This window comes from Colwellia maritima (assembly GCF_022669015.1).
In the GTDB taxonomy this organism is placed as follows: Bacteria; Pseudomonadota; Gammaproteobacteria; order Enterobacterales; family Alteromonadaceae; genus Colwellia; species Colwellia maritima.
Genome location: NZ_JAKKSL010000001.1, coordinates 1,119,138 through 1,144,243 on the forward strand (window position 1 = coordinate 1,119,138; position 25,106 = coordinate 1,144,243).

The 25,106-nt window shown below is 37.1% G+C and carries 19 protein-coding genes and 3 pseudogenes; 10 read left to right on the plus strand and 12 right to left on the minus strand.

All coding sequences use genetic code 11. The annotated features are described in order from the left end of the window. Positions 1–3,814 (minus strand): annotated as a pseudogene (locus L3081_RS05590) (nitrate reductase subunit alpha). 219 nt (positions 3,815–4,033) lie between these two features. Continuing rightward, positions 4,034–5,638 carry an MFS transporter gene (locus L3081_RS05595; RefSeq protein ID WP_242284065.1) on the minus strand — a complete coding sequence of 535 codons (1,605 nt, stop codon included), beginning with the start codon at positions 5,636–5,638 and terminating at the stop codon, positions 4,034–4,036. Between the two features lie 394 nt (positions 5,639–6,032). Here L3081_RS05595 and L3081_RS05600 point away from each other — a divergent pair, with 394 nt between their 5' ends. Both L3081_RS05600 and narL read left to right on the plus strand, forming a co-directional pair. Beyond that, the gene (locus L3081_RS05600; RefSeq protein ID WP_242284067.1) at positions 6,033–7,856 is read left to right on the plus strand and encodes a histidine kinase; all 1,824 of its coding nucleotides are present in this window, start codon (positions 6,033–6,035) and stop codon (positions 7,854–7,856) included. A gap of 49 nt (positions 7,857–7,905) precedes the next feature. Next, a complete protein-coding gene (gene narL / locus L3081_RS05605) occupies positions 7,906–8,544 on the plus strand; it encodes a two-component system response regulator NarL (protein ID WP_242284069.1) in 639 nt (212 codons plus the stop codon). Between the two features lie 47 nt (positions 8,545–8,591). On the opposite strand, the gene L3081_RS05610 is transcribed toward narL, so the two are convergent. Further along, positions 8,592–9,863: an MFS transporter gene (locus L3081_RS05610; RefSeq protein WP_242284071.1), complete on the minus strand. Its 1,272-nt coding sequence runs from the start codon at positions 9,861–9,863 to the stop codon at positions 8,592–8,594. Between the two features lie 283 nt (positions 9,864–10,146). On the opposite strand from L3081_RS05610, the pseudogene L3081_RS05615 reads away from it, so the two are divergent. Both L3081_RS05615 and L3081_RS05620 read left to right on the plus strand, forming a co-directional pair. Beyond that, positions 10,147–11,622: pseudogene (locus L3081_RS05615) on the plus strand (NarK family nitrate/nitrite MFS transporter). Between the two features lie 187 nt (positions 11,623–11,809). Further along, positions 11,810–13,540 carry a bifunctional protein-serine/threonine kinase/phosphatase gene (locus tag L3081_RS05620; protein ID WP_242284073.1) on the plus strand — a complete coding sequence of 577 codons (1,731 nt, stop codon included), beginning with the start codon at positions 11,810–11,812 and terminating at the stop codon, positions 13,538–13,540. Positions 13,541–13,552: 12 nt separating this feature from the next. Here L3081_RS05620 and L3081_RS05625 read toward each other — a convergent pair whose 3' ends face one another. Both L3081_RS05625 and L3081_RS05630 read right to left on the minus strand, forming a co-directional pair. Then, a complete protein-coding gene (locus tag L3081_RS05625; RefSeq protein WP_242284074.1) occupies positions 13,553–13,972 on the minus strand; it encodes a hypothetical protein in 420 nt (139 codons plus the stop codon). 57 nt (positions 13,973–14,029) lie between these two features. Continuing rightward, positions 14,030–14,401 carry a hypothetical protein gene (locus tag L3081_RS05630; RefSeq protein WP_242284076.1) on the minus strand — a complete coding sequence of 124 codons (372 nt, stop codon included), beginning with the start codon at positions 14,399–14,401 and terminating at the stop codon, positions 14,030–14,032. A gap of 305 nt (positions 14,402–14,706) precedes the next feature. Here L3081_RS05630 and L3081_RS05635 point away from each other — a divergent pair, with 305 nt between their 5' ends. Next, on the plus strand, positions 14,707–15,024 hold the full coding sequence (locus tag L3081_RS05635; protein WP_242284078.1) for a cupredoxin domain-containing protein: 318 nt from the start codon (positions 14,707–14,709) through the stop codon (positions 15,022–15,024). A gap of 26 nt (positions 15,025–15,050) precedes the next feature. Here L3081_RS05635 and L3081_RS05640 read toward each other — a convergent pair whose 3' ends face one another. Further along, a complete protein-coding gene (locus L3081_RS05640) occupies positions 15,051–15,920 on the minus strand; it encodes a hypothetical protein (RefSeq protein WP_242284080.1) in 870 nt (289 codons plus the stop codon). Between the two features lie 414 nt (positions 15,921–16,334). Here L3081_RS05640 and L3081_RS05645 point away from each other — a divergent pair, with 414 nt between their 5' ends. The 5 genes from L3081_RS05645 (at position 16,335) to rmf (ending at position 20,744) form a co-directional block, all read left to right on the plus strand. After that, positions 16,335–16,775, plus strand: a complete 441-nt coding sequence (locus L3081_RS05645) for a c-type cytochrome (RefSeq protein WP_242284082.1) — start codon at positions 16,335–16,337, stop codon at positions 16,773–16,775. Between the two features lie 4 nt (positions 16,776–16,779). Further along, on the plus strand, positions 16,780–18,168 hold the full coding sequence (locus tag L3081_RS05650) for a cbb3-type cytochrome c oxidase subunit I (RefSeq protein ID WP_338027126.1): 1,389 nt from the start codon (positions 16,780–16,782) through the stop codon (positions 18,166–18,168). A gap of 212 nt (positions 18,169–18,380) precedes the next feature. Beyond that, positions 18,381–18,827, plus strand: a complete 447-nt coding sequence (locus L3081_RS05655) for a hypothetical protein (protein WP_242284084.1) — start codon at positions 18,381–18,383, stop codon at positions 18,825–18,827. 65 nt (positions 18,828–18,892) lie between these two features. Further along, positions 18,893–19,969 (plus strand): GYF domain-containing protein, encoded by a 1,077-nt coding sequence (locus tag L3081_RS05660; RefSeq protein WP_242284085.1) that lies wholly within the window; start codon positions 18,893–18,895, stop codon positions 19,967–19,969. Between the two features lie 601 nt (positions 19,970–20,570). Further along, positions 20,571–20,744: a ribosome modulation factor gene (gene rmf, locus L3081_RS05665; protein ID WP_242284087.1), complete on the plus strand. Its 174-nt coding sequence runs from the start codon at positions 20,571–20,573 to the stop codon at positions 20,742–20,744. Positions 20,745–20,825: 81 nt separating this feature from the next. Here rmf and L3081_RS05670 read toward each other — a convergent pair whose 3' ends face one another. From L3081_RS05670 to moaD, 6 genes and pseudogenes are all read right to left on the minus strand, one after another. Next, entirely contained in the window at positions 20,826–21,590 is a 765-nt protein-coding gene (locus L3081_RS05670) for a HesA/MoeB/ThiF family protein (RefSeq protein ID WP_242284089.1), read from the minus strand. Positions 21,591–21,650: 60 nt separating this feature from the next. Then, positions 21,651–22,812: pseudogene (locus L3081_RS05675) on the minus strand (molybdenum ABC transporter ATP-binding protein). A gap of 4 nt (positions 22,813–22,816) precedes the next feature. Then, the gene (modB, locus tag L3081_RS05685) at positions 22,817–23,497 is read right to left on the minus strand and encodes a molybdate ABC transporter permease subunit (protein ID WP_242284101.1); all 681 of its coding nucleotides are present in this window, start codon (positions 23,495–23,497) and stop codon (positions 22,817–22,819) included. A 1-nt stretch (position 23,498) separates the two neighbouring features. Further along, on the minus strand, positions 23,499–24,320 hold the full coding sequence (modA, locus tag L3081_RS05690) for a molybdate ABC transporter substrate-binding protein (RefSeq protein WP_242284103.1): 822 nt from the start codon (positions 24,318–24,320) through the stop codon (positions 23,499–23,501). Positions 24,321–24,340: 20 nt separating this feature from the next. Then, on the minus strand, positions 24,341–24,802 hold the full coding sequence (gene moaE, locus L3081_RS05695) for a molybdopterin synthase catalytic subunit MoaE (protein WP_242284105.1): 462 nt from the start codon (positions 24,800–24,802) through the stop codon (positions 24,341–24,343). A gap of 1 nt (position 24,803) precedes the next feature. Continuing rightward, a complete protein-coding gene (gene moaD, locus L3081_RS05700) occupies positions 24,804–25,052 on the minus strand; it encodes a molybdopterin synthase sulfur carrier subunit (protein WP_242284106.1) in 249 nt (82 codons plus the stop codon). Between the last annotated feature and the right edge of the window lie 54 nt (positions 25,053–25,106).

Genomic DNA, 25,106 nt, shown 5'->3' on the forward strand with positions numbered 1-25,106 from the left:
TTAAGCTTCATCTGGGTTAGTTGGTAGCGGACGCGGTAATTGCTCAGTATTTGACGCTTCAAAACCGTCATCATCTAACCAATCAATTTTGTCCATCTTACGTACTACAACCATTTCGTCACGGTTACAGCCAACGGTGCCGTAGTAATTGAAGCCCCATGCTTGTTGTGCGTAACCACCAATCATATGGGTTGGTTTCATAATGATACGGGTAACAGAGTTATGGTGACCACCACGTGTACCTGTCATTTCAGAACCTGGTACGTTAACAATACGCTCTTGTGCATGGTACATCATGGTCATACCTTTCATGACACGTTGTGAAACAACAACACGACAAGCAATAGCGCCGTTCGCGTTGAATACTTCAACCCAGTCGTTATCTTCAAGACCCGCTTCTGCGGCATCAACTTCACTCATCCAAATAATTGGACCACCACGCGATAGAGTGAGCATCAATAAATTGTCAGAGTAAGTTGAGTGAATACCCCATTTTTGATGTGGCGTGATCCAGTTCAATACGATCTCTTTATTACCATTTGGTTTAGAGTTTCTAACCATTTCAGTTGTTTTAGTATCAACCGGTGGACGGTAAGACACTAATTGTTCACCAAAAGCTTGCATCCACTTGTGATCTTGATAGAACTGTTGACGACCAGTAATGGTTCTCCATGGTACAAGCTCATGAACGTTAGTGTATCGGCGGTATAACTAACATGTTCATCTTCTAAACCAGACCAAGTAGGAGAAGAGATAATTTTACGCGGTTGTGCTTGTATATCACGGAAACGTATTTTTTCTTCTTGTTTAGGTTTAGCTAAATGTGTGTGGTCAATACCAGTAAACTCACCTAATGCTGCCCATGCTTTAACCGCGACACTGCCGTTAGTTTCAGGGGCTAAGGTTAAGATAGTTTCACAAGCATCAATGGCAGATTCGATAATTGGGCGACCTTCACTGATACCTTCATCCGTATTTAGGTGGTTTAACTGACCTAATAACAAGATTTCGTCATCAGCATTCCAGTTAATACCTTTACCGCCATTACCTAATGAATCAAGTAGTGGCCCTAACGAAGTAAACTTCTTATATGTGTTAGGATAATCACGCTCAACTACGATCATGTTTGGTGCTGTTTGACCTGGGATTAAATCACACTCGCCTTTTTTCCAATCTTGAACATCAAAAGGTTGTGCAAGTTCTCCAGGAGAGTCATGCAGCATAGGTACTGTAACAAAATCTGTTTCTTCACCTAAATGACCTTCACACACTTCAGAGAATTTCTTAGCAATGCCTTTGTAGATTTCCCAATCGGATTTTGCTTCCCATGCGGGGTCAACCGCTGTTGATAATGGGTGAATAAACGGATGCATATCTGAGGTATTTAAATCATCTTTTTCATACCAACACGCAGTTGGCAAGATAATGTCAGAGTACATACAGGTGGACGACATACGGAAATCTAACGTAGTTACCAGGTCTAATTTACCGGTAGCGCCTTCATCAACCCATTCTACTTCTTCAGGTTTTATGCCGCCAGAAACACCATTGTCCTCGTTCAATACACTTTGTCTTTTAGCACCTAAAAGGTATTTAAGCATGTATTCGTGACCTTTACCTGAAGAACCCAATAAGTTTGAACGCCAGATAAACATGTTACGAGGGAAGTTTTCTGGTGCGTCAGGTGCTTCACTAGCAAATTTTAAATTACCTGATTTAAGCTCTTGTACCGCAAAATCTTTGGGAGTCATCCCCGCGGCTTGTGCATCTTTAGTAAACTGTAAAGGGTTACGGTTTATTTGAGGTGCAGAAGGTAACCAACCCATACGTTCAGCTCTGATGTTATAATCAAGCTGATGTTCAGCGAAGTCTGCTTTTTTCGCTAATGGCGATAATACTTCATGCATACTGACTTTTTCATGGCGCCATTGTGAAGAATGGTTATAGAAGAAAGAAGTACCGTTCATTTGACGTGGTGGCTTAGACCAGTCCAAACCAAACGCTAGTGGCTGCCAACCAGTTTGTGGGCGTAGTTTTTCTTGCCCCACATAATGTGACCAACCGCCACCTGATTGACCAACACAACCACACATCATCACCATATTGATCAAACCACGATAGTTCATGTCCATGTGATACCAATGGTTCATTGCTGCGCCAACGATAATCATGGCTTTACCATGAGTTTTATTCGCTGTGTCAGCAAATTCACGGGCAACTTTGATTACTTTTGAACGATCAAGTCCGGTAATTTTTTCTTGCCAAGCGGGCGTGCCAGGAATGTCTTGGTCATAGCTAGAAGCAACGTTACCGCCACCTAAGCCACGGTCAATACCGTAGTTAGCCATCATTAAATCGTAAACAGTCGCGACTAAGTATTCTTTACCGTCGGCACCAACAATGGTTTTACTGGGTACGTTACGAACTTGAATTGCTTCTTGATCACAACCTTGACCCAGGCACTGTTGCTAGTATCAGCAGCAAAGTGTGGGAAAGCTACAGGTGTTATTTGCGTAGCGTTATCGTTATCACCAATAAGAGAAAGTTGTAGTTTAGTTTCAGTGCCAGATTTACCTTCACGTTGATCAATGTTCCACTTACCTTTTTCATGCCGGTAGCCGATAGACCCCGTAGGTGAAACTAGCTCGTTAGTGTTTTCATCTGTCGCAATAGTTTTCCAATCAGGATTGTTTTCTTGACCTAAATCACCGGCTAAATCACTCGCACGTAAGAAGCGTGTAGAAACAAATGCAGAGCCATCAGCAACTGCAAGGTCATCATGCTTATCTAAAATAACCAACATTGGGAAATCGGTATACTGACGAACATAATTTGTGAAATATTCACTGGGGTTTTCTAAATGGAATTCTTTTAAGATTACATGACCAAAAGCCATGCCTAATGCAGCATCTGTACCCTGTTTAGGGTTTAACCATTCATCAGTAAGTTTTGATACTTCTGCGTAATCTGGTGTAATAGAAACTGTTTTAGCTCCTTTATAACGAACTTCTGTGAAGAAATGCGCATCAGGCGTACGTGTTTGAGGAATATTAGAACCCCAAGCAATGATGTAGTTAGAGTTATACCAATCAGCAGACTCTGGCACATCGGTTTGCTCACCCCAAACCATTGGAGAGGCAGGAGGTAAATCACAATACCAATCATAAAAACTTAAACAAACACCACCAATAAGTGACAAGTAACGAGCACCGGCCGCATAAGAAACCATCGACATTGCCGGAATTGGCGAGAAACCAATAACACGGTCAGGGCCATAAGTTTTTGTAGTGTAAACGTTAGCTGCAGCAATAATTTCGTTAACTTCTTCCCACGAAGAACGAACGAAACCACCTAAACCACGTTTTGATTTATACGATTTAGTTTTCGCTTCATCTTCAACGATTGAGCCCCATGCATCAACAGGATCTTGTGTTGCACGCGCCGCACGCCATAATTTTAATAAGGGTTTACGTACTTTTGGGTATTTTAAACGATTAGCACTATATAAATACCAAGAGTAACTTGCGCCACGAGGACAGCCGCGTGGTTCATGGTTGGGTAAGTCTGGACGAGTACGTGGATAATCAGTTTGCTGAGTTTCCCATGTTACTAAACCATTTTTTACGTAAATTTTCCAAGAACAAGACCCCGTACAGTTTACCCCATGGGTAGAGCGTACGATTTTGTCGTGTTGCCGGCGTTGGCGATAGCTGTTTTCCCATTCACGACTTTCATTGGTGGTATCACCATGTCCGTCACTGAATTCGCCTGTTTTCTTTTTAAGAAATTGTAGACGATCAAGAAAGTTACTCATCTTTTTTCTCCGTTGAAGTGATATCAGTTATTTTTTAATATGCTCTGTTAACTGACAAAGTCGATTATAAAAATTTTAAGTATAGACGCTTTTATTTAGGTTGATATTTATACAATGTGTCTTTTACTTTTATTGTCATTTGGAAGCTAAGCTGAACCATAAATGCTAGGTAAAAAGAGAGTTGACCTAACACAACTCTCTTAAATATCACCTAAATAGTTAAGGGTTGTCATGTTCAGCACCTTTACGTAAATAAAACCACCAGTTAATACCAATACACACTGCGTAGAATATTGCGAAACCAATGAGCGCATTTTCCGGTGTTGTTAGTTTGATTTGTTCACCTAATACTTTAGGGATATAAAAAGCACCGTAAGCGGCTACTGCTGACGTCCAACCTAATACCGGACCGGCTTGTTCTTTATCAAATACCATTGAAATAGTACGGAAAGTTGAACCGTTACCAATGCCCGTTGCGGCGAATAAAATTAAGAATAAAATGAAGAATGCTACAAAATATTGCTCAGGATTGGGGCTTTGGTAAGCCGCTTTCATGAAATATGCCACGCCTAATGCACTGGCGACCATAACGATAGAACAATACTGAGTTACTTTAGCACCACCCATTTTGTCGGCCATCCAACCACCAATAGGGCGTATTAATGCGCCAATAAATGCACCCATCCATGCATACATCAGTGCGCTAGGGCCATTTGAATTAATTGTGTCGTGTGTCATAACACCGTCCACCATGATATGTTGATAGCCGAAAATAACTTTTATAGACAAGGGAAAGGCAGCGGCAAAACCAATGAAGGATCCAAAGGTCATGGTATAAATGATACTCATCACCCAAGTGTGCGGGTTATTAAATATTTTGTACTGATGCTCAAGGTTAGTACGAATCTTTCCTGGTAAGAATTTTAATAACATGACCGTGGCGCCAACAACGCCAACTAGCACCATTTCTTTTGGCACACCAAAACCAGAACCATTAACGCTTTCTGGCAACATTAACCACAAACCAGTCGTTGCAGTGATGAAGCCTATGAGTAACATAACTGTAATTATACCAAAAGAAACAACGGCATTTGGTGCATCTGGTGATACATGTGATGCACGTATGTTGTTCATACCTAACCAACTAACGATCGCAAGCGGGATTAAAAATAATAACCATACGTAGCCTGCATTGAAGATCCAAGCATCAGAGCCTGCCGGAATTTTACCAATTAAGGTCCCTGAAGTATTAACCAGTTGCATTGGTTCACCACCAAATAAACCAAAGGTCATTACTAATGGCACTAAAATTTGCATTGTAGTAACACCAAAGTTACCTAAACCGGCGTTTAGGCCAAGTGCCAAACCTTGTTGTTTCTTAGGGTAGAAAAAAGAGATGTTTGACATTGAAGAGGCAAAGTTACCACCGCCAAAACCAGATAAAAGCGCAAGCCCTTGAAAGACCCATAATGGTGTATTCATGTCTTGTAGTGCGATACCTGTACCAATTGCCGGAAGCATTAATAAGGCTGTAGTGAAAACAATGGTATTTCGACCACCACACAATCGAATAAAAAAGCTACTTGGAATACGTAACGTTGCGCCAGTTAAACCCGAAATAGCCATTAGCGTAAATAGTTCTGATTTTGCAAATGGAAAGCCAAGGTTTAACATTTGAACGGTAATGATGCCCCAATATAGCCAAACTGCGAAACCACATAGTAAGCTTGGTATTGAAAGCCAAAGATTGCGTGTGGCAATCTTTTTACCTTTGCTTTCCCAAAACTTGGGATCTTCCACGTCCCATTCTTTAATATCTGACATTGTCTTCTCCAACTTATCAGGATTTGTTGAAATAAATTCAGTGCGGTTCAACCATATGAACCGAATTAAAACTAGGTTATCGATGTTATAAAAGGATTTGATTTTTCTACTGAGGTTAAAATACCAATACGCATTCTTTGAGCACTTGATCTGGATCAATGTGTTACAGACTGTCCATGCATGGATGGCCATGGTGTACCACTTTGGTGGTATGTTTGGTTTTTTTTAAGTTATTGTATTTTATTTGGTTTATTTTTATTTTTTTGATCTTGTATCAGTAAAGGTAATAAATGACTATTTGGTAGTAGTCACTAAAATGTTTGGTATTTACTATAAACTTGCGTATTATTTTAAGCAGGTATTTCTCCTGTTAATCATTTGGTCATGCAAATTAATGAAACAATTTCACCCTACAACAGACTTTGCCGACTCAAGCTCTTCACTCATTGCTCGCGCAGGACAAATAATGGTGGTTATTATCACTCTTGGCTTAGTCAGTATGATCAGTTCTATGCTAGTGACCGAAAGTTTAAATGGCGATGCGGCACAAATAAATAATGCGGGTTCCTTAAGAATGCAAGCAATACGCATTTCGAGAGCTGCTTTTGCCTATAAGCTGACACAAGCTGAGCAGGATAAAAAACAAGTTATTACCGAAGTTGAAAATTTCAATATTCGACTGTCTCATTTATTATCAGGCAATAGTATTAATAATGAAAATGACCAATCTGAACTGGCAAAACATAAAGAGACCGTTTTACGGTTATGGGCTAACTTCAACGATGAAAATCTTCGAGAAGATTCTATAACGATAAACGCACTAATTCAGCAGTCGAAAAATTTTGATCAATTTGTTCTGGTATTAGATAAACTCGTTCAATTATTACAGCTAGAATCTGAAAAAAAACTCAGTTTATTGCGTTTAATTCAAGTGATTAGTTTGTTGCTAGTTATATTGACGGCAAGTTTTGTTTTAATTAAGTTAAATCGCGCGGTATTGGTGCCGTTAAAAGAATTAGTCAATATTGCCGAGCAAGTTGGTAAAGGTAATTTTTCGGTTAAAGCTCGTTATGATAAGCAGGATGAACTGGGAGTTTTAGCACATACTATTAATCAAATGTCAGATGAACTAAAACTAACCTATCAAGAATTTGAACATAGGGTTGATACTAAAACACTCGAACTTACTCGAAGCAATAAGTCGTTAGATCTCTTATATCGGGCTGCTCATAACTTAGCGGGTTATACGCTCTCAGAGCAAGACAGTCCAACTTATCAAATAAATCACCATATCATTGAAGAACTACAAACACTAATTGGTTATGGAAAAATTAATATTGAGATAACGGATGCTAAACACAATAATTTGATTATTGATGTGATTAATAGTCAAAATGTTACCATTGATACTATTTGTAATAATTATCATAAGTTTGCGTTAGAGAAAGGTAGTCTGCTATTTGGTTATTTAGTCTGGGAACTACCTAAAAATAAACAAGCGTGTGGTTGGCAAAAGCAGATCTTGCAGGGGATGGCTAATATTATGGCCACTGCTATCGAGCTAGATCAAAAAAGAACCAGTGAAAACCGTTTAGTGATTGTAGAAGAGCGCGCTGTTATCGCCAGGGAGCTTCATGATTCATTAGCACAATCGTTATCTTATTTAAAAGTACAAATGAGTTTGTTAACACGCAAAATGCAAAAACAAGTGCCGCAAACTCAGCTAGAAGAAACGATTAATGATATTAAAGACGGATTAAATAGCGCTTATTCTCAACTGAGAGAACTATTAACTACGTTTAGATTGAAACTAGATGATCCTTCTATTAAAAGTGCTTTAGCCAGTACTGTGATAGAGTTTAGTGCTAAGTGCCAACATACCATAGAGTTTGATTATCAATTACCGGCTAATTATCTTAGTGCCAATCAAGAAATTCATTTATTACAAATTGTACGCGAAGCGTTATCTAATATTCATCGTCATGCTCAAGCAACAATTGCGGGTATTTCTATCAAGCTAAAAGATACCCAAGTAACGGTTAAAATATGGGACAATGGCAAAGGATTCCCAGAATCGACTTTAGAACAAAAAAATAATCATCACGGACATTTTGGGATAGGGATAATGCAAGAAAGAGCGAAATCACTCAATACAAAAATTCATATTGCTAATCGCGAAGAGCGGGGTAGTATCATTAGTTTTGAGTTTTTTCATTAATCAATAGGTTAAAAGGATAATCACGTCCTTTGAAACAGAAGAAAAACATATGAAACAAGCGAATATTCTCTTGGTGGACGATCATCCTATGCTGCGTAAAGGTGTTGCCCAACTTATATCTTTGGAAGACAATCTTCATGTAATCGGTGAAGTTAATTCGGGAGATGAAGCTATTTCATTTGCTGTTGAGCATGTTCCAGACTTAGTCTTACTTGATCTGAACATGAAAGGGTTAAGTGGTATAGAAACATTAAGTGCGTTGAAGCGAGCAAATGTGAGTGCTAAAGTTATTATTTTTAGTGTTTCTGACAATGAAACTGATGTGCTGCAGGCGCTAAAATTTAATGCTGACGGTTATTTACTTAAAGATAGCGAGCCAGAAGAGTTAATAGAGAAAATAAACCAAGCCATTTCAGGTGAATTTGTGATTAGCGAGCCACTTACTCAAATTTTAGCGCGTTCGCTACGACCTCAACAGCAAACAAACATTCTTCAAACCTTAACGCCCCGTGAATTAGAAAATTTGAAACTTATTGCAGGAGGTAAGAGCAATAAAGAAATAGCGCGTAAACTTGGTATAGCAGAATCTACTGTGAAAGTGCACAATAAAAACTTATTCAAAAAACTGGAATTAAAAAGTCGAGTAGAGGCCGCCATGTGGGCAGTTGACCATAAGTTAAGTTTCTAGATGCCTTGTTCTCTTTATTCATTTACGAGGCGCTGATTGAAACTCACTTAATCTCGTTCTAAAAAGTTATTTTCAAGCGCTTCTTTGAGTAAATTTTGTTGACGCTCAGCTTGTAATGCTAAGTACATTGCCACCATACATAGGGCTAATACACCGTATAACAGCATAAAGCAGGCACTATAAACACCAATTATATCAACTGCTATACCAAACAATATTGGTAAAGTGCAGCCCCCTAGTGCACCCACCGCAGCAATAACCCCACCAACACTACCCATATGATTGGGGTAATAATCATAGATGATTTTATAAACGCTCGCACGACCAATACCTTGGGCTATACCAATAACAAAAATTAGGAAAGTGAATAACCAAACATTAACAGCAAACGAAACTTCAACATTCTTATTCACACCATGAATGATCATGGTTGTTGGCGGATAACTGAGGAAAAATAGACAAACCATACAAATCCAAAAAGCTCCCCAGTTAACGGTACGTGCGCCAAATCTATCAGCAAACCAACCTCCAACAGCTCTTACCATACTTGAAGTAGTAACAAAGAGTAATGTTAAGGCTAAAGCTTGTTTTAGCGATAACTTATATGCCTCCATGTAATATTGAGGCAACCATAGAATCAGCGCTAAAAAAGAGCCAAATACAAAATAATAATACAAACCAAAGCGCCATACTTGAAGATCTTTAAGGGGAGCTAAATGAAAGGCGAGATTGGTATTTTTCTTTTCTTGGTAATATTGGCTAATTTCTGGGGCGAAAAACCTAAAAATAATAGCCATCGCTAACATGCCAAATCCATACAATGGGCCAATATCTTGCCACCCGTAGGCATCAACTATAAAAGGTACTAACACGAGAGTAATTGCAGCGCCTGTATTACCTGCGCCAAATACCCCTAACGCAAAGCCTTGCTTTTTTCCATCAAACCAGTCTGTTACATAGCGAATGCCAATGGTAAATGAAACACCGCTTAATCCTAATATAAAACCGAGCAATATATATTCAGTAAACGTTTCAACATAGGGTAAATAAAAAAGTGGGGGCACAGTCAATAACATTTGCCAAAAAAATAAATTTCTACAAGACACAATTTCAGATAAATAACCAATAGGTATTCTGAAAATAGCACCTGTAAAAATTGGTGCGGCTAAAAGTAAACCAAACTCAGTTGCTGATAAATTTAAGTTAGCTTTTATTTCAATGCCAATAATTGAATATAAAGTCCATACTGAAAAACACGCGGCGAAAGCGAGAGTAGAGAGAGTTAGAGCTCTATATGCATGTTTTTGTTGGATTTCCATGGTATCTCTTTATGTGTAATAGCCAGTTTAAACTTTTGTTATTGTCATTATAGATTAACGCAAATTTTAATTTAAAAAACCTTATTTATTTATGGCGTACTTTAGAGACAATAAATTTGTTGACATAAGTCAATAAAGTAAAAGTGACAAAGGCGCAGAATAACGACAATCAAATTGTAATTAAATTTTAAACTTAACGTAAGTAAGCGCATTATCACTTTTAGGTATGACTACATTATTAGATATAGCTACTTTTTAATTGTATAGCGCGGGAGTTAGTACTATGTCTCACGATGGAAAAATGAATCTGCTCAATTTTGCAGATCCTAAAATAAAAATGCTACACGTCACGTGGTTTGCGTTTTTCTTAACCTTTGTTGTATGGTTTTCACATGCGCCACTATTGGTGTTTATTAAAGAAGCATTTGATTTATCAAGCGCACAAATTAAAGCATTAATGATCTTAAACGTAGCATTAACCATACCCGCGCGTATTGTTATTGGCATATTGGTGGATAAATACGGCCCTAGAATTATTTATTCTTGTCTATTAATCAGCTCTGCTTTTATTTGTACTGGTTTTGCTATGGCAGATAGCTTTGAGCAATTAGCTCTATTTAGATTCTTACTGGGTTTTGTTGGTGCGGGTTTTGTTATTGGTATTCGTTTAGTAGGAGAATGGTTCCCCGCTAAGCAAGTTGGTATTGCGGAAGGTATTTATGGAGGTTGGGGGAATTTTGGTAGCGCTGCGGGCGCAATGACTTTGCCCACGCTTGCGTTAATGTTTGGTGGTGATGACGGTTGGCGTTATGCGCTTGGTTTAACGGGGATTATTCGGTGTTTATGGTGTGTTTTTTTATATTGTTGCACGTAATACACCTAAAGGTTCAACCTATTTCAAACCAAAAAAATCTGGAGGCTTAGAAGTTACTAGTTGGAAAGATTTTTACTTTTACTTATTCATGAATATCCCAATGTATATTGCCCTTGCTGTATTAGCATGGAAATTATCGCCTTCAGGTGTGAAATTGTTAACAGCTGAAACCATGTACATTATGTGGATAGGCTTAGTTGTATTATTTGCAGTACAGGTTCATTCAATTTGGCGAGTGAATAAAGAAAACTTAACTCACGGTGTTGCAGACATTGAAAAATATGAATTTAAACAAGTTGCTATTTTAGATTTGTCTTATTTTGTAACTTTTGGCTCAGAATTAGCCGTTGTGTCTATGTTACCATTATTCTTTTTAGAAACGTTTGAAGGCTTAAGTGCAGTTCAAGCGGGTATGTTAGCGTCTGGTTTTGCGTTTATGAATTTAGTCGCTCGTCCAACCGGTGGTTGGTTTAGTGATAAATTTGGTCGTCGTAAATCGCTAATGATTTTGGTTGGTGGATTGGCTATCGGTTACATGGTGCTTAGCCAAGTTACTGGTGCTTGGGCTATTCCTTTAGCGGTAATAGCAACTATGTGTTGTTCTTTCTTCGTGCAAGCAGGAGAAGGTGCGGTATTTGCAATTGTCCCTCTTGTTAAACGTCGTATGACAGGTCAAATTCTTTGGAATGGGCGGCGCATATGGTAATGTTGGAGCAGTAACTTACTTAACCGTATTATCGTTTGTTGACTACTCAACTTTCTTCATGGTTATTGCTGCTTCTCTTTGGTGTAATTTTCTTTGCTACTATGTTTTTAACTGAGCCTAAAGGTCACATGGCAGAGGTTAATGCAGATGGGACGGTAGAGTTAATAGACGTCAACTAAAAGTAACTATTCATCTTGTTGCTGTATCGCCCAATTTAGGCGTCAAAAGTACTCATTGACTACCGTCAACTCCGTGCTTTTTTCTTTAAATTGAATGATACAGCTTAAAGCTAAACAGTTACTTATTGCCTTTTTAGCTATTTAGTACAATAGTCACTCTAAAGTTTATATAAAAAAAGAAGAAACTATGCCCAAAACCAACCAACTACAAGTTGATATTGCTAGCCATTCAATTCAAGGCTTAAAGGATAACAATGAAGATGCGGTTGGTTTTTTAGTGCCTGAAGAGCTTACGGTACTTGAAGGTAAAGGTATTGTGCTTGCAGTGGCTGATGGCGTTAGTAGTGCTGAAGGCGGTAAAGAAGCAAGTCATACCGCAATTACACGTTTTTTCAGCGACTATTATCAAACCCCTGAAACTTGGTCGGTTAAACATGCAGGGCAGAAAATTCTTTCGAGTATTAACTTAACATTGTTTAAACGCAGTCATGAGTTTACCAGTGAAGAAAAAGGTTATTTAACTACGTTTACCGCGTTAGTCTTAAAATCGCGTATAGCGCATTTCTTTCATGCCGGCGATAGCCGTGCCTATTTGTTTCGTGGTGGAGAATTAAAGCAGTTAACTCGAGACCATGTTGCGAGTATTGGCTCTGGGCGAAGCTTCCTTGCCCGTGCTATGGGGATGGATAATTCTATTCAAATTGATTATAGCCAATTTACGCTCGAAGCTGATGATATTATTTTAGTAAGCTCTGATGGTATTCATGACTTTTTATCTTTCGAGACGATTGCTAAGATCATGTCAGCCGAACAGTCATGCCAAGCGCGAATTGAAACTTTAGTTCAATCGGCTTTAGATAACGGTAGCGATGACAATATTAGTGGCTCTATATGTCAAATAACGTCATTGCCTAACGAAAGTTTAAATGATTACAACTCAAAACTCACACGTTTACCTTTTCCGCCGCCGCTTGATAAAGGCATAACGCTTGATGGTTATAAAGTACTTGAAGAGCTGTTTGCCAGTAGTCGTAGTCAACTGTATTTAGTTGAAGACATAGATACGGGTGAACAAATGGTCATGAAAACACCCTCAATTAATTTTGAAGAGGATACAGGTTATATTGACCGATTTATTCAAGAGGAGTGGATTGGTAAACGCATAAACAGCGATTATGTTGTGAATATTATTAAGCAGCAGCGACCTAGGACTTGTTTGTATTATTTAATGGAATACGTACATGGTGTTTCATTGGATAAATGGATGCAGAAAAACCATTTTCCTAAACCCAAAATTGCTATTGCAATAGTCGAGCAAATAGCTATGGGCTTATCTGATTTCCATAAAATGGAAACTATCCATCAAGATCTCAAACCGGCAAATATCATAGTAAATGACGAGCTAAAATTAAAAATAGTGGACTTTGGATCTGTATTTGTTGCGGGGTTAGCAGAGGTCTTTATTCCTTTAGAGCATGAAGGCGTTTTAGGGACAGCGACGTATTCTGATCCCAAGTACTTATTAGGTAAAAATACCGGTATTCAAGGTGACTTATATGCATTGGCTACGATTACATATGAAATTTTTACGGGTAAATTACCGTATGGTGACAAAATTGAGGAGTGTCAAACGGCGTTTGAATATGATCGTTTGCGCTATATATCTGCAACAGTAGCAAACCCTATTATTCCTATATGGTTTGACCGTACCTTAGCGCGAGGCGTCAGTTTTGACCTTGAGCAACGTTACGATAATATTCCAGAGTTCATTCAAGATCTCAAAAAACCTAATCCAACTTATTTGTTGGATGATCCTAAGGTTACCAAAAATAAATCTCAAGTATTGTTTTGGCAATTGCTTTCTGGTTTTTGGATCTTAATGTTAATACTTGTTGTGGCGTTATTTACGCAAGGGTAATTCATTTTTGCCTTAGGTATTTCTATCGAATTTTGCTTTTAACTTATCTAAATTGATTAAAAACCAACAATTGAGACCAACCATTAGTCCGACAAATGAAAATAATTGCAAGGTCAAATAGAACTCATTTCCTTTTGCTAATGGCCAAATAAATAACATTGGGATATCTGCTACAAAGATAGAACCAAAAACTATAGTGAAAAAATTAACTATCCGTCTTCTTTTAATCATTCCCCAGAATTTACCACCGATAAAAAACATATAAATATAAGCAACAGGAATGGCAGCTAACGTTAACCCTAAAAAAAGTCCTAAAAAGTCAAATAGGCCAGTATCCATATTAAATCCCGGTATATCAGAAATATAAGCATAAAAAGTAAAAGCAAAAGGGGTTATTAGTGGGGCAAGTGCTAAGGCTTTATTTTCGGTCATTAGAAAATACTCGTTCTATAACTTTAATATCATGAAATATATAATTAATCATTGTGGTTAATGTACTGTGTAACCATCTTCTATAATGAGTTTTTGAGCTTTTTCAATATCTAATTGTTCAATGGGGGCGGCTAAATAATAAGGCAGTTCTATTGCATTCTCACTTAATTTTAGCATTTTACTTTCGACTAAACGTTCAATGACTGACTCAAGCGTATCATCTAAACGTTCTGGCTTTTGTTGATATTGCTTTGCCATAAAGTCCGTTAATTCTTGCAAGGTATGTTTACCATCTGCCAGTGAAATTACCACACCAAACCATTCTTCTAGTGCGGTACTTTCGGTTGGATTATTGATGTCGGCTAGGGCAATAATGCCTGCTTTACGGGTGAAAACTACTGTACGGTAAAAGTAATGTGATTTTTCCATGGTTTTCTCTATTTTCTATTAAATTAAAAGCACTGAGCCAAAATATTACCACAAAGTATTTTGCTAAACGCTGATCTAGATTAACTCGTTTAATAAAAAAATATGTAAACTACAATGCATGATTATTTCACTCCAACACACGCGTATCACAGTAAAATAGTTTTTTTTGTTCGACATGTATTTTAAGAATATGGTTAAACGTGGGTTTATTCCAAAGCGTGTAAAGAATGTGAGTGTGAATGAGAAGGTAAATAGGTCTATCAGTAGACTGAGTTTTTATTAAGATGAAATAAAGTGAGGTTGTTATGCGTATTCTATTATTTATTTGTTTATTTTTACTTTCTAATAATTTATTTTCACAAGAAGTTATTGTTGAGATCTATAAAAAGAAATATATACCTGCTGAAATTATCATTGAAGAAGGTGATATTGTTATATGGAAAAACATTGAAAAACGTCAATACCATAATGTTTGGTTTAAGCAGTTTGATAAAGAAGAGCCCGACTATTTTTTTCCTGATGAAGCATATCAACGCAGTTTTAAACAAGCGGGAGTATTTCTATATGAATGTGGACCTCACCCTATGATGAAAGGACAAGTAACGGTTATTAAAAAAGAGTAGTGAAACGCTCAGAACTCTAAATTAGCTTAATACTCACGCCATACATCTTTGTACTTAATTATGTCTTTATCATTATACGATGGATTACTTATATGGATTATTTGGCGTTGCTTTAAGTTAGCTCGACTAATATCTTTGGCGTAGTACTTATCTAATATTTTTTTTATGTCACCGTTAGCTATTAACTTGTGTAAGCCTAATTCTATCCGTTTTGCTAGACGAGTCTCTTGCGGAGATACATATACATAGGTCGCCATAGGAATATGTAATGCTAGTGTGGGTTCTATGATGATATCTGCTAATGTAGATTTACGCATATTGAGCTCATCATAAATTTCATAAACTGCTCTTGGAATATAGTCAAAGCGCGTTTGTTTTAACATTTCGAATAAGCTATCAAATTTATGCGACGTTGTGAATTTCATACTGTTTTCTTTAAATACGGTGGTTGTAACCCAGTCATATTGAAGTCCCGCATTGAGTTCACTTAACGCTTCTTTGTTGTTAACGCTAGCAAACAAAGGGAGGTTGGATTTATGGATCAGTAAAAGTCGATAGCTTAATAGCCCCAACCTAATCGGAATTTTAATCGTGATGACGCTATTTTCCCACGATTGAGTGTCCGGTCCGATATATGTGTTGATGAGTTGTCCTTCTTTGAGAGAAATGAGCGCTCTTGAGGGGGTCATATTAATATCAACATATTCAAAATGAAATGGGCCAAATTCAGTTTCAGTGATTTCTAGTGCTTTGAGTATCACTTCATTTTTATGTTGCGACCTTTTATCATTCTCTGCAAAAGGCTTTAATAACTTAATAGTATCTATTGCTAGTGCATTAGGAATAGCAAAGGAAACAATGACGATAACAAGCCTGATAAAAAAAATAGATTTCACTTTTGAATCCTTCATAGTATCGATCTTATTTGGCTATTATCACTAAAATTACGGTTAATATAAACTTATAAGTAAACACGTATTATTGCAAGTTGATATGCCTGATATTGACTAAAATAAACGGTATCTATGTGCGGAAAATTTAGTATAAATACCTGTCGTTGTTAGTTGATGTCTTTAAAAAATAACCTTGTTTTATATAGGGTTATATGTGGAGTGGTGGGTTTTTAATCATTAGATGCTATACTTTTTTTGATATGGCGCAAGGATTGTTGACTTTTAGACACATTTTTTTACAAGTCTTGGGAAACTTGATTTCTATCAAGCTATACTTTGTATTGTTTAAGTTATTATCCATTAGCTTTTATTAACATCACTAACGCATGAATTTAATAATTCATTAAGGGAAATACCATGTCAGAGAGCTTTACTAAAGGCATGGCAAGGAATATTTATTACGGAGGAAGTATTTTCTTCTTCTTAATATTCTTAGCTTTGACTTTTCATACCACTAAAGAGATGCCTAAACGGGATCATCGAGAAAATATAACTGAAGCTGTTGAGCGAGGTAAAGAGCTTTGGGAAGAAAATAACTGTATTGGTTGTCATACACTTGTTGGCGAAGGCGCATATTTCGCACCGGAGTTAATGAATGTCTATAATCGTCGTGGCGGTGAAGCAGGTTTTAAAGCTTTCTTCAATGGTTGGATGAAGGCGCAACCTTTGAATATTCCTGGTCGTCGCCAAATGCCACAATTCCATTTAACCGATCAAGAAATTGATGATTTAGCTGAATTCCTTAAGTGGACATCAGAGCTAGACGCCAATAATTGGCCACCAAACATAGAGGGATAGAGCTGTGAGTACTTTAAAATATGAATCACAAGCCGTAGCAAAACCTTATTTTATCTTTGCTATGATCTTGTTCGTTGGTCAAATTTTATTTGGCCTATTAATGGGGCTACAGTATGTTATCGGTGATATTGTCGGCGGCTTAATTCCGTTCAATGTAGCCCGAATGGTACATACTAACCTGCTAATAGTTTGGTTGCTCTTTGGTTTCATGGGGGCTGCTTATTATATGGTTCCTGAAGAGGCTGAAACGGAACTTTATAGCCCTAAGTTAGCAATGGTCTTGTTTTGGATATTTGCTGCAGCAGGTGTTGCGACGATATTAGGCTATTTGTTAGTGCCTTATTCAACCCTTGCTCATTTTACAATGAATGATTTATGGCCGACTATGGGACGTGAATTCCTTGAACAGCCTACTATTACTAAAATCGGTATTGTAGTGGTTGCCTTAGGTTTCTTGTTTAACTTAGGTATGACGGTTCTAAAAGGTCGTAAAACAGCCATAAATATGGTGCTTATGACAGGGTTAATTGGTTTAGCCGTATTCTTCTTATTCGCTTTCTACAACCCAACTAATTTAGCATTAGATAAATACTTTTGGTGGTTTGTTGTACATTTATGGGTTGAAGGTGTTTGGGAATTGATCATGGGTGCAATATTGGCTTATGTCTTAATCAAAGTCACTGGTGTTGATCGTGAAGTAATTGAAAAGTGGTTGTATGTCATTATTGCTATGGCACTTATTTCAGGTATTTTAGGAACAGGTCACCACTTCTATTGGTTAATGACACCAGAATATTGGCAGTGGGTTGGTTCAGTCTTCTCAGCACTTGAGCCTCTACCCTTCTTTGCTATGGTGTTATATGCCTTTAACATGGTTAACCGTCGCCGTCGTGAACATCCTAACAAAGCCGCAACATTATGGGCGCTAGGTACAGCTGTAATGGCTTTCTTAGGAGCGGGTGTTTGGGGGTTCTTGCATACACTTTCTTTTGTAAACTATTACACCCATGGTTCTCAAATCACAGCGGCTCACGGACACATGGCTTTTTATGGTGCTTATGCAATGATCGTAATGACCATAATGTCTTATGCAATGCCCAAGCTTCGTGGTATTGGTGAGGCTAACTGTAATAAATCTCAAGTTGTTGAAATGTGGGGTTTTTGGTTGATGACTGTTGCGATGGTGTTTATTACCTTGTTCTTAACTGGCGCAGGTATCTTGCAAGTTTGGTTACAACGGTTACCTGAATCGGGTGAAGCGTTAAGCTTTATGGCAACTCAAGATAAATTAGCTATTTTCTACTGGTTACGAGAAATTGCAGGTGTTATATTTTTACTTGGATTAATTGCTTATATATATAGCTTTTTCATCACAGAGAAAAAAGCTGTTTAATTTTTAACCTTTTGTAAGTCATAGTTAATTCGACAGAATGATATAAAATAAAAGCCGCGAAATGAAATTCGCGGTTTTTTATTTTAAAAGAAAATTTATTATTTATTGAAAATAATAGGTGAAAAAATGTTAATAACTTGCTAAGTTAATTTGCTAACTATGGAAAGGTGTCCCTGAGGCACGTTCAAAATAAATAAACAGGAAGGGTTTCAATGAAAAAATGGCTATTTTCTAATGACGGCGAAATCACTGAATCATTAACGTTTGATGAAGCACAAAATTACATAAAAAAACACGCTGAATCAAGTCTTTATGTTTGGCATCCTACATATACATACTGGCGTCCACTTTATGAAGTTGAAGACTTTCAACTTGATATCAATATACCTCCTCCACCAGTAGCGATACCTAAAACACTGCTTGAAGAGTATAAAAATAAAGAAGAAGCATTATTTAAAATACTTGCTCGTGTTGATAATACATTAGGAAATACGCGATCTGTTATTTCAGAAATGGATCATGATATTGATATGTATTTCACCTTTACTGAAGAGCTCAATACTGAAGTTAAGGAAACCTTAGAGAAAGTAAGTGAACAGTATGCAGCTTTGCAAAAAAGTATCAGGACCTCGCCTAAAAGCAAACTCGTCTACAGATAAATACGATATGCTATGTTTTATGGTGATCTTTATTTCTAAATTACAAATAATAAGATAAATAAATTATGGATAAATGGTATATATCAGCTAATGGCCGTGTAACTGGACCATTAAATATAGACGAAATTCAACGTTTAATAGCCAAAAGTAGTGACTTATATGGATGGAATCCATCCTATAGCCACTGGTTACCAGTAACGAAAATTAAAGACTTCAGTGAATTTATTTCTGAGGATCAATCTTCCGAGCAAGTATCAAAAGAGCTAATTGATAAGTTCGTGAATAGAAAACGTGATCTTAATAAAAAAGTGGCACTGATTAACTCATCTATTGAAGTGACAATTGAAAAAATGGCGCTTTTTGAACGAGAGATTAGTAAATATCAAGAGTTAACAACGGCGCTTTCTGCTGATGTTCAAGATAATATTGTGCCATTAGAAAAAAAATACAATAGTATTGGCAAGCAATTGAATGATCTACAAAAAGCTTTAGCTATTTCAAAACAAGAAATAGAGGATGCGGTGCAAGAGTTTGGAGGCTTGGTCTTAAACAAAACAACAGAAAAGCGCGAAGATTTTGCGGAGCTTATTCAAAGTACAGCAACGCCTAGTGTTCCTACTTCTGCCGTTAGAGAAAAACCTAAAAGCAGTGAGACCAATAAAGAGAAGCCGACAAGCATTCCTGCAGAACTACGTGGCACAGTTGTTGATTATGAGGATGAAAACAACGTACCTAAGCCTTCAGTTGTACCTATTAGAAAGGTAACCAAAGAAAAAGAGACGACGCAAGGAACCGAAAACTTTTCTACTATCGTTCAAGAAAAGCAGCAAGATCAGGCGAGCAAAGTTGCAGTACAGGATAATGTGCAAACTTCTCAGAATGAGAAAATGGGGTTTAAGAATAAATTAAAATCTGTATTTGGTAAGCAAAATAATGACGCTGATTTAGGCAAGCTTTCAGATAGATTACTATCGCTTGAAAAAGAAGCAATTGAAAAGGCCGAAATAGCAAAAAATGATAAAGAGGAAGAGGTAGTTTTTCTTGATTATGATGTAGAATCTAAGGTTGAAGATGACGAAAGTGATCTAAGAAAAAACATAGAAGAAGAAGACGTTTCTAGTTCGTCTTTTGACCTATATTAAGTAATAATTAAGAAATAAAATAAGCAGAACGAAAGTTCTGTTTTTTTATGAATGATAAACACTTATAGCTGTGTTTACCTTGCTGTCGATATGACCTATTTCTCTATACTGGCCTTTGTTAGATGATTTTTATTTTTTAGCAAAATCAAGTTTTGAAGCTACTTTTTTGATATGTTTTATTAAAAATAATACATTAGATTTATTAAACTAAATTGACATAAAAATTATATTTTTATGTCACCTTATTCTATATAAAAAGTATTGTATTACGCTAATGAATTGTTTTATTAAAAGAAGTTTTTTAGTTAAAAAAAACTGCTTTTTATTAGCATTTAAAATACAGTTTTGTTGGTGTAAGCAACAACTTTTAAGCTTGCATCCTCTGATAAAATCCTTTTAAATAAACCGTCAAACTTATTGTTCATCAGGCCAGTTATATTTATTTACAGCTGCTGAAAGAGGATATTTATTTTTATTTAGGTGCTATGAATAACTTGTTTGAATATCTAGTAGTTTGGCCACAACGTAGTTTTTTATCACTTAAGGTTAAGTGATAAATTTAAAAGGTATTTTTTAAGATATAGTTACGAGGTGTTAAAGAATGAAAAGACAGAAAAGAGATAAATTAGGAAGAGCGCATTCAAACGGTTACCAAGCAGGACTTAGTGGTAAGTCAAAAGATCATTGTCCATATCAATGCATTGATGCTAAATCAGAATGGTTAGGGGGATGGCGAGAAGCTGTAACCGACAGAAATATGGGATTATTTAAATAGTCACTCATATTTTTGATCATCGTTTATTGCCATTTCGCTCAACTTATCTGTTTAAAACGAACGAAATGGCAGCAATATCAGTTAATTTTTCCCTCCGCAAACACGACAGTTTGCTTGTTTTTTCATTTTAAATTGTTGCCATTGGTTTGATAAGCCATCAAATAAATTCAATTGATTAATTTGTACATCATTGGTCGTGTCTTTAGCAACGAGCAATTTTATTGCTTGCAAAACCTGCATACCTGCAATAATGGCAAGTACCGGACCTAAAATACCGATTGTTTGGCAATTGTTTGTTGGTGCTTTCAATGAGGCAGGGAATAAGCAATGGTAGCAAGCACAGTTTTCATCTCTTGGGTCAACGACTAGCTGTTGACCATCAAACCCTGTTGCTGCCCCTATAACCAATGGCACTTTATGCATGACACAGGCTTGATTAATTAGATATCGCGTTTCAATATTGTCTGAACAATCTAGTACTAGGTCTACTTGTGGTAAGTAATAATCACATAATTCTTGGTCTAACATATCGTCAATCGCTTCAATATTAGTATCGGGAAATTGCAGGCTAAGTTTTTCGGCAGCAGTATCCGCTTTATTCTGGTTAATATCTTGCTCGCTAAATTGTATTTGACGAGGTAAATTACTAATTTCTACAGAGTCACCATCAGCTAGGTATAAGGTGCCAACTCCTGCGGCAGCTAAATACAAACTGGCCGGATTGCCTAAACCACCTACCCCCACGATGAGCACTTTGGCATTTCGTAAGGCTGTTTGACCTTGTTCGCCAATTTTGTCCATCATAATTTGTCGTGAATATTTGAGCTTGTCTTGCGTTGTTAACACATTGGTACCTTTGTATTTGATAAAAGTTCGAAAAAAAGCCTGTTTCTTAAATTAATTACTTCATTCGAGATAAGTTCGCACAGCACCGGCTTTGAATTGCAAGTATACTTTTTGTCCTATTGTTAGCGCCAAATTCTGTTGTGAAAATGCGCTAATTTCAACAAAAAATAGCTGTTTATCATTACCTTTTGCACAACAGGCTGTAATAAATATTTTATTGTCTAGCTTGTCTATTGTTTCAATTTTTGTCAGTAGATGATTAACTATAGAAGAGTTAACGGGTTCTGTTAATGAAATACTAATATCCGATGCTAAAATAAAGCAACGCAAATGTGTTTCTGCTGAATATTCTGATGGTGTGGGTAAATATAGATTATCTTGGGCATTCAGTACTAACACTGCCAATCCGTGACCATTATCGATTGTTTTTATGGGTAAAGACAAACTAGTCTGTTGATGAGTCAAGTGGGGGATTTTCATCTGTTCATTGATACTTTGGTTTGGGCTACTAACATCTTGGTACATTGAATTTAGTCGATGAATCATTGCATGAATACCGTCATAGCCAGTAACTTTACCCTGTGATAGCACAAGCAACTTGTTACAGACTTGTTGTAATTCATCAAGAGAATGACTGACATAAAGCATAGGCAACTGTAACTGGTTTTGTACTTTTAAAATGAGTTTCATTAATCTCGTTTTTGCTTGTCTATCTAGGGCGCTAAGTGGCTCATCCAGTAATAGTAGTTTGGGTTCAGCTAAAATCGCTCTCGCAAGGGCAACTCGCTGTTTTTGTCCGCCGGACAATTCATTGATGTGTTTCGGTAGCAGATTGTCTAATTCTGTTAGTTTGACAATTTCATCAAAATCTAATTTTCTGTTCTTACAACGTTTAATCGAAAAGTTTAAATTTCCTAATACAGTTAAGTGCGGCAATAAACGAGAATCTTGAAACACTAGGCCGATATTTCTATGTTCTGCTTTAACAAAGCATTTGTTCGAACTGTTTATTAGGCTAACATCATTTAATATAATGTGCCCCGAAAAATTTTTTTCTAAGCCGAATAGCACGTAGTAGGGTGGATTTACCTGAGCCAGAATGACCGAATATGCCGGTAATACCTTGGAGAGAAAGCTCTTCTTGAATAGATAAATTGAATTGTTGAAAATTCAGTTTCATATTTATAGAAAGGCGCTGAGCAGTTTTTAAGGTAGATGTCATTTTATCATCCTTTTAAAGCGCTTTTTTTAGGGGCATTGAGCAGATAAATTAAGGCTAATAAAATGAGCGAACTTATTAGTAGGCTGAATGCTAAAATATGAGCTTTAGCGTAATCAAAAGCTTCAACATGATCAAAGAGAGCGATAGATAATACCCTTGTTTCTCCAGGAATATTACCGCCTATCATTAGTATTACACCAAATTCTCCTACTGTATGAGCAAAGCCTAAACTAGCTGCTGTAATAAAGCTTGCCTTGGTCATTGGGATTACGATGTTAAAAAATCGGTCCACTGTACCTGCACCTAGCATTGCACCGGCTTCAAGGAGTGGCTCGCCTAATTGTTCAAAGGCCTTTTGTAAAGGCTGAACTACAAAGGGCATAGAATAAAGTACAGAGCCGATAACTATCGCTGAAAAACTGAAGGCTAACTGTTGTCCTGTCGCTTGTTGCCATAGTTGCCCTGGTAAATATTGTGGCGAAAAAACAATGAGTAAATAAAAACCGAGTACGGTGGGTGGCAAAACTAAGGGAAGGGCAACAATAGCTTCAATGATAACCTTATATCGACTTTGCATATTAGCTAGGTACCAAGCCAAGGGGGTGCCTATGAACATTAAAATAATGGTAGTTAATGCCGCCAGTTTCAATGTAGTGAGTAATGCAAGAAAATCAGGATTGACCATACTAATGTTGCTCAATCTTTGCGTAACCAAAACGGATTATTTGTTGTTGGGTACTAGGCGCTAGTAAGTAGTCACTTAAACGTTTTGCTTGGTTAATTTGACTGCTGTTTTTTAGGATAACGAGCTGTTGTATTATTGGTTGGTGGTAATTTTCTGGAATAATAACACCCGTTAAGTTACTAAGTACTAGTTGACTGTTTGCGATTAAACCGCTACTTACGGCTTGAGAACGCACTTGTGAAAAAGTTTGGTTAATATTCATTCCAACAATGAGTTTTGGTTGATACTGCTGCCATAAGCCTAAATACTTCAAAGTTTGTTTCGCTGCTTTACCGTATGGTGCAGTGTCTGGGTTAGCAATAGCAAAACGTGAAGGAATTGACAGTAAATCGTCTAATTGTGGTGTTTTATTCATTGCTAAAAGGGCTAACTGGCCTTGTGCATAAGTTCGCCGGCTATTGGCGACGATTAAGCCCTCTAGCTCAAGCTGTTTGGGGCGTAAACTGTCGGCTGCAATGAAAATGTCAAAAGGTGCACCATGTTGAATTTGTATAAACATGGCGCCAGTTGCCCCACTAATAATTTGTGTTTTAATGCTTGTTAGTTGATGAAATTCAACTAACAATTTTTTTAATGCAGGGGTGAAATTAGAGGCCACAGCAATACGTAAAGGTTGCTCGGGATGTTTTGTTGTATTTTCAACTACACGATTTACCTCTTTACTAGTAGCATCTTGTGCTGAACAAGTTAGGGCAGAGCTAAGGTAAAATAGAATTAGCGTGAGGGTAAAAAATAGTGTTCTAGTGGAAGAGTATTGATGCATAGAATGTCTTTTATCTCGCTTTACCAAGATGCGGCTTTATTTTCGTCGCTTGATTTGGCATCCAACCAGTTTGCACCATCTTTGCTAGTTTCTTTTTTCCAAAAAGGTGCCTGAACTTTCAAGTAATCCATAATAAATTCATTGGCGGCAAAAGCGTCTTGACGATGTTTACTGGTTACACCAACAAAAACAATTTGATCGCCAATAAAGAGCTCACCAACACGGTGGATGACTTTTACTCGTCCAATTTCCCGCTCTTTTGCTTGTGCAATAATTTTTAACAGTGATTTTTCGGTCATGCCAGGATAATGCTCTAACGTTAAACTAGTGACCTGCTTGCCTGCATTTTGATTACGAACTCGACCGGTAAAAGTAACAACAGCACCATCAACGGCATTTTCATATTCGAGCAAAGCAACCTCATCCGATAAGCTAAAATCGTCTGTTTGTATAGATATTTCAGGATAAGTTGAATCTGTCATCTTATCCACCTGTTACGGGAGGGAAAAAAGCCACTTCATCACCCGGTTTAACTGTTTGCTCGTTACTTACCATCTCGTGATTAACTGCTGATAGTAAGGAGTTATTAGCAAAGACTTGTTGCCATTGCTCATTTTTGCTTGCGAGATGCTGCTTAATTTCATCTACAGTGCTGAAATCGTTACTGTTTAATGATAGTTCGCTGCAATTTAATTGCTCGCGTAAGGCGGCAAAAAAAACGACTTTAATCATAATTATTTTCTCTTTTAATAAGCACGGTTAAATCTACTATTATAAATAGGGGGT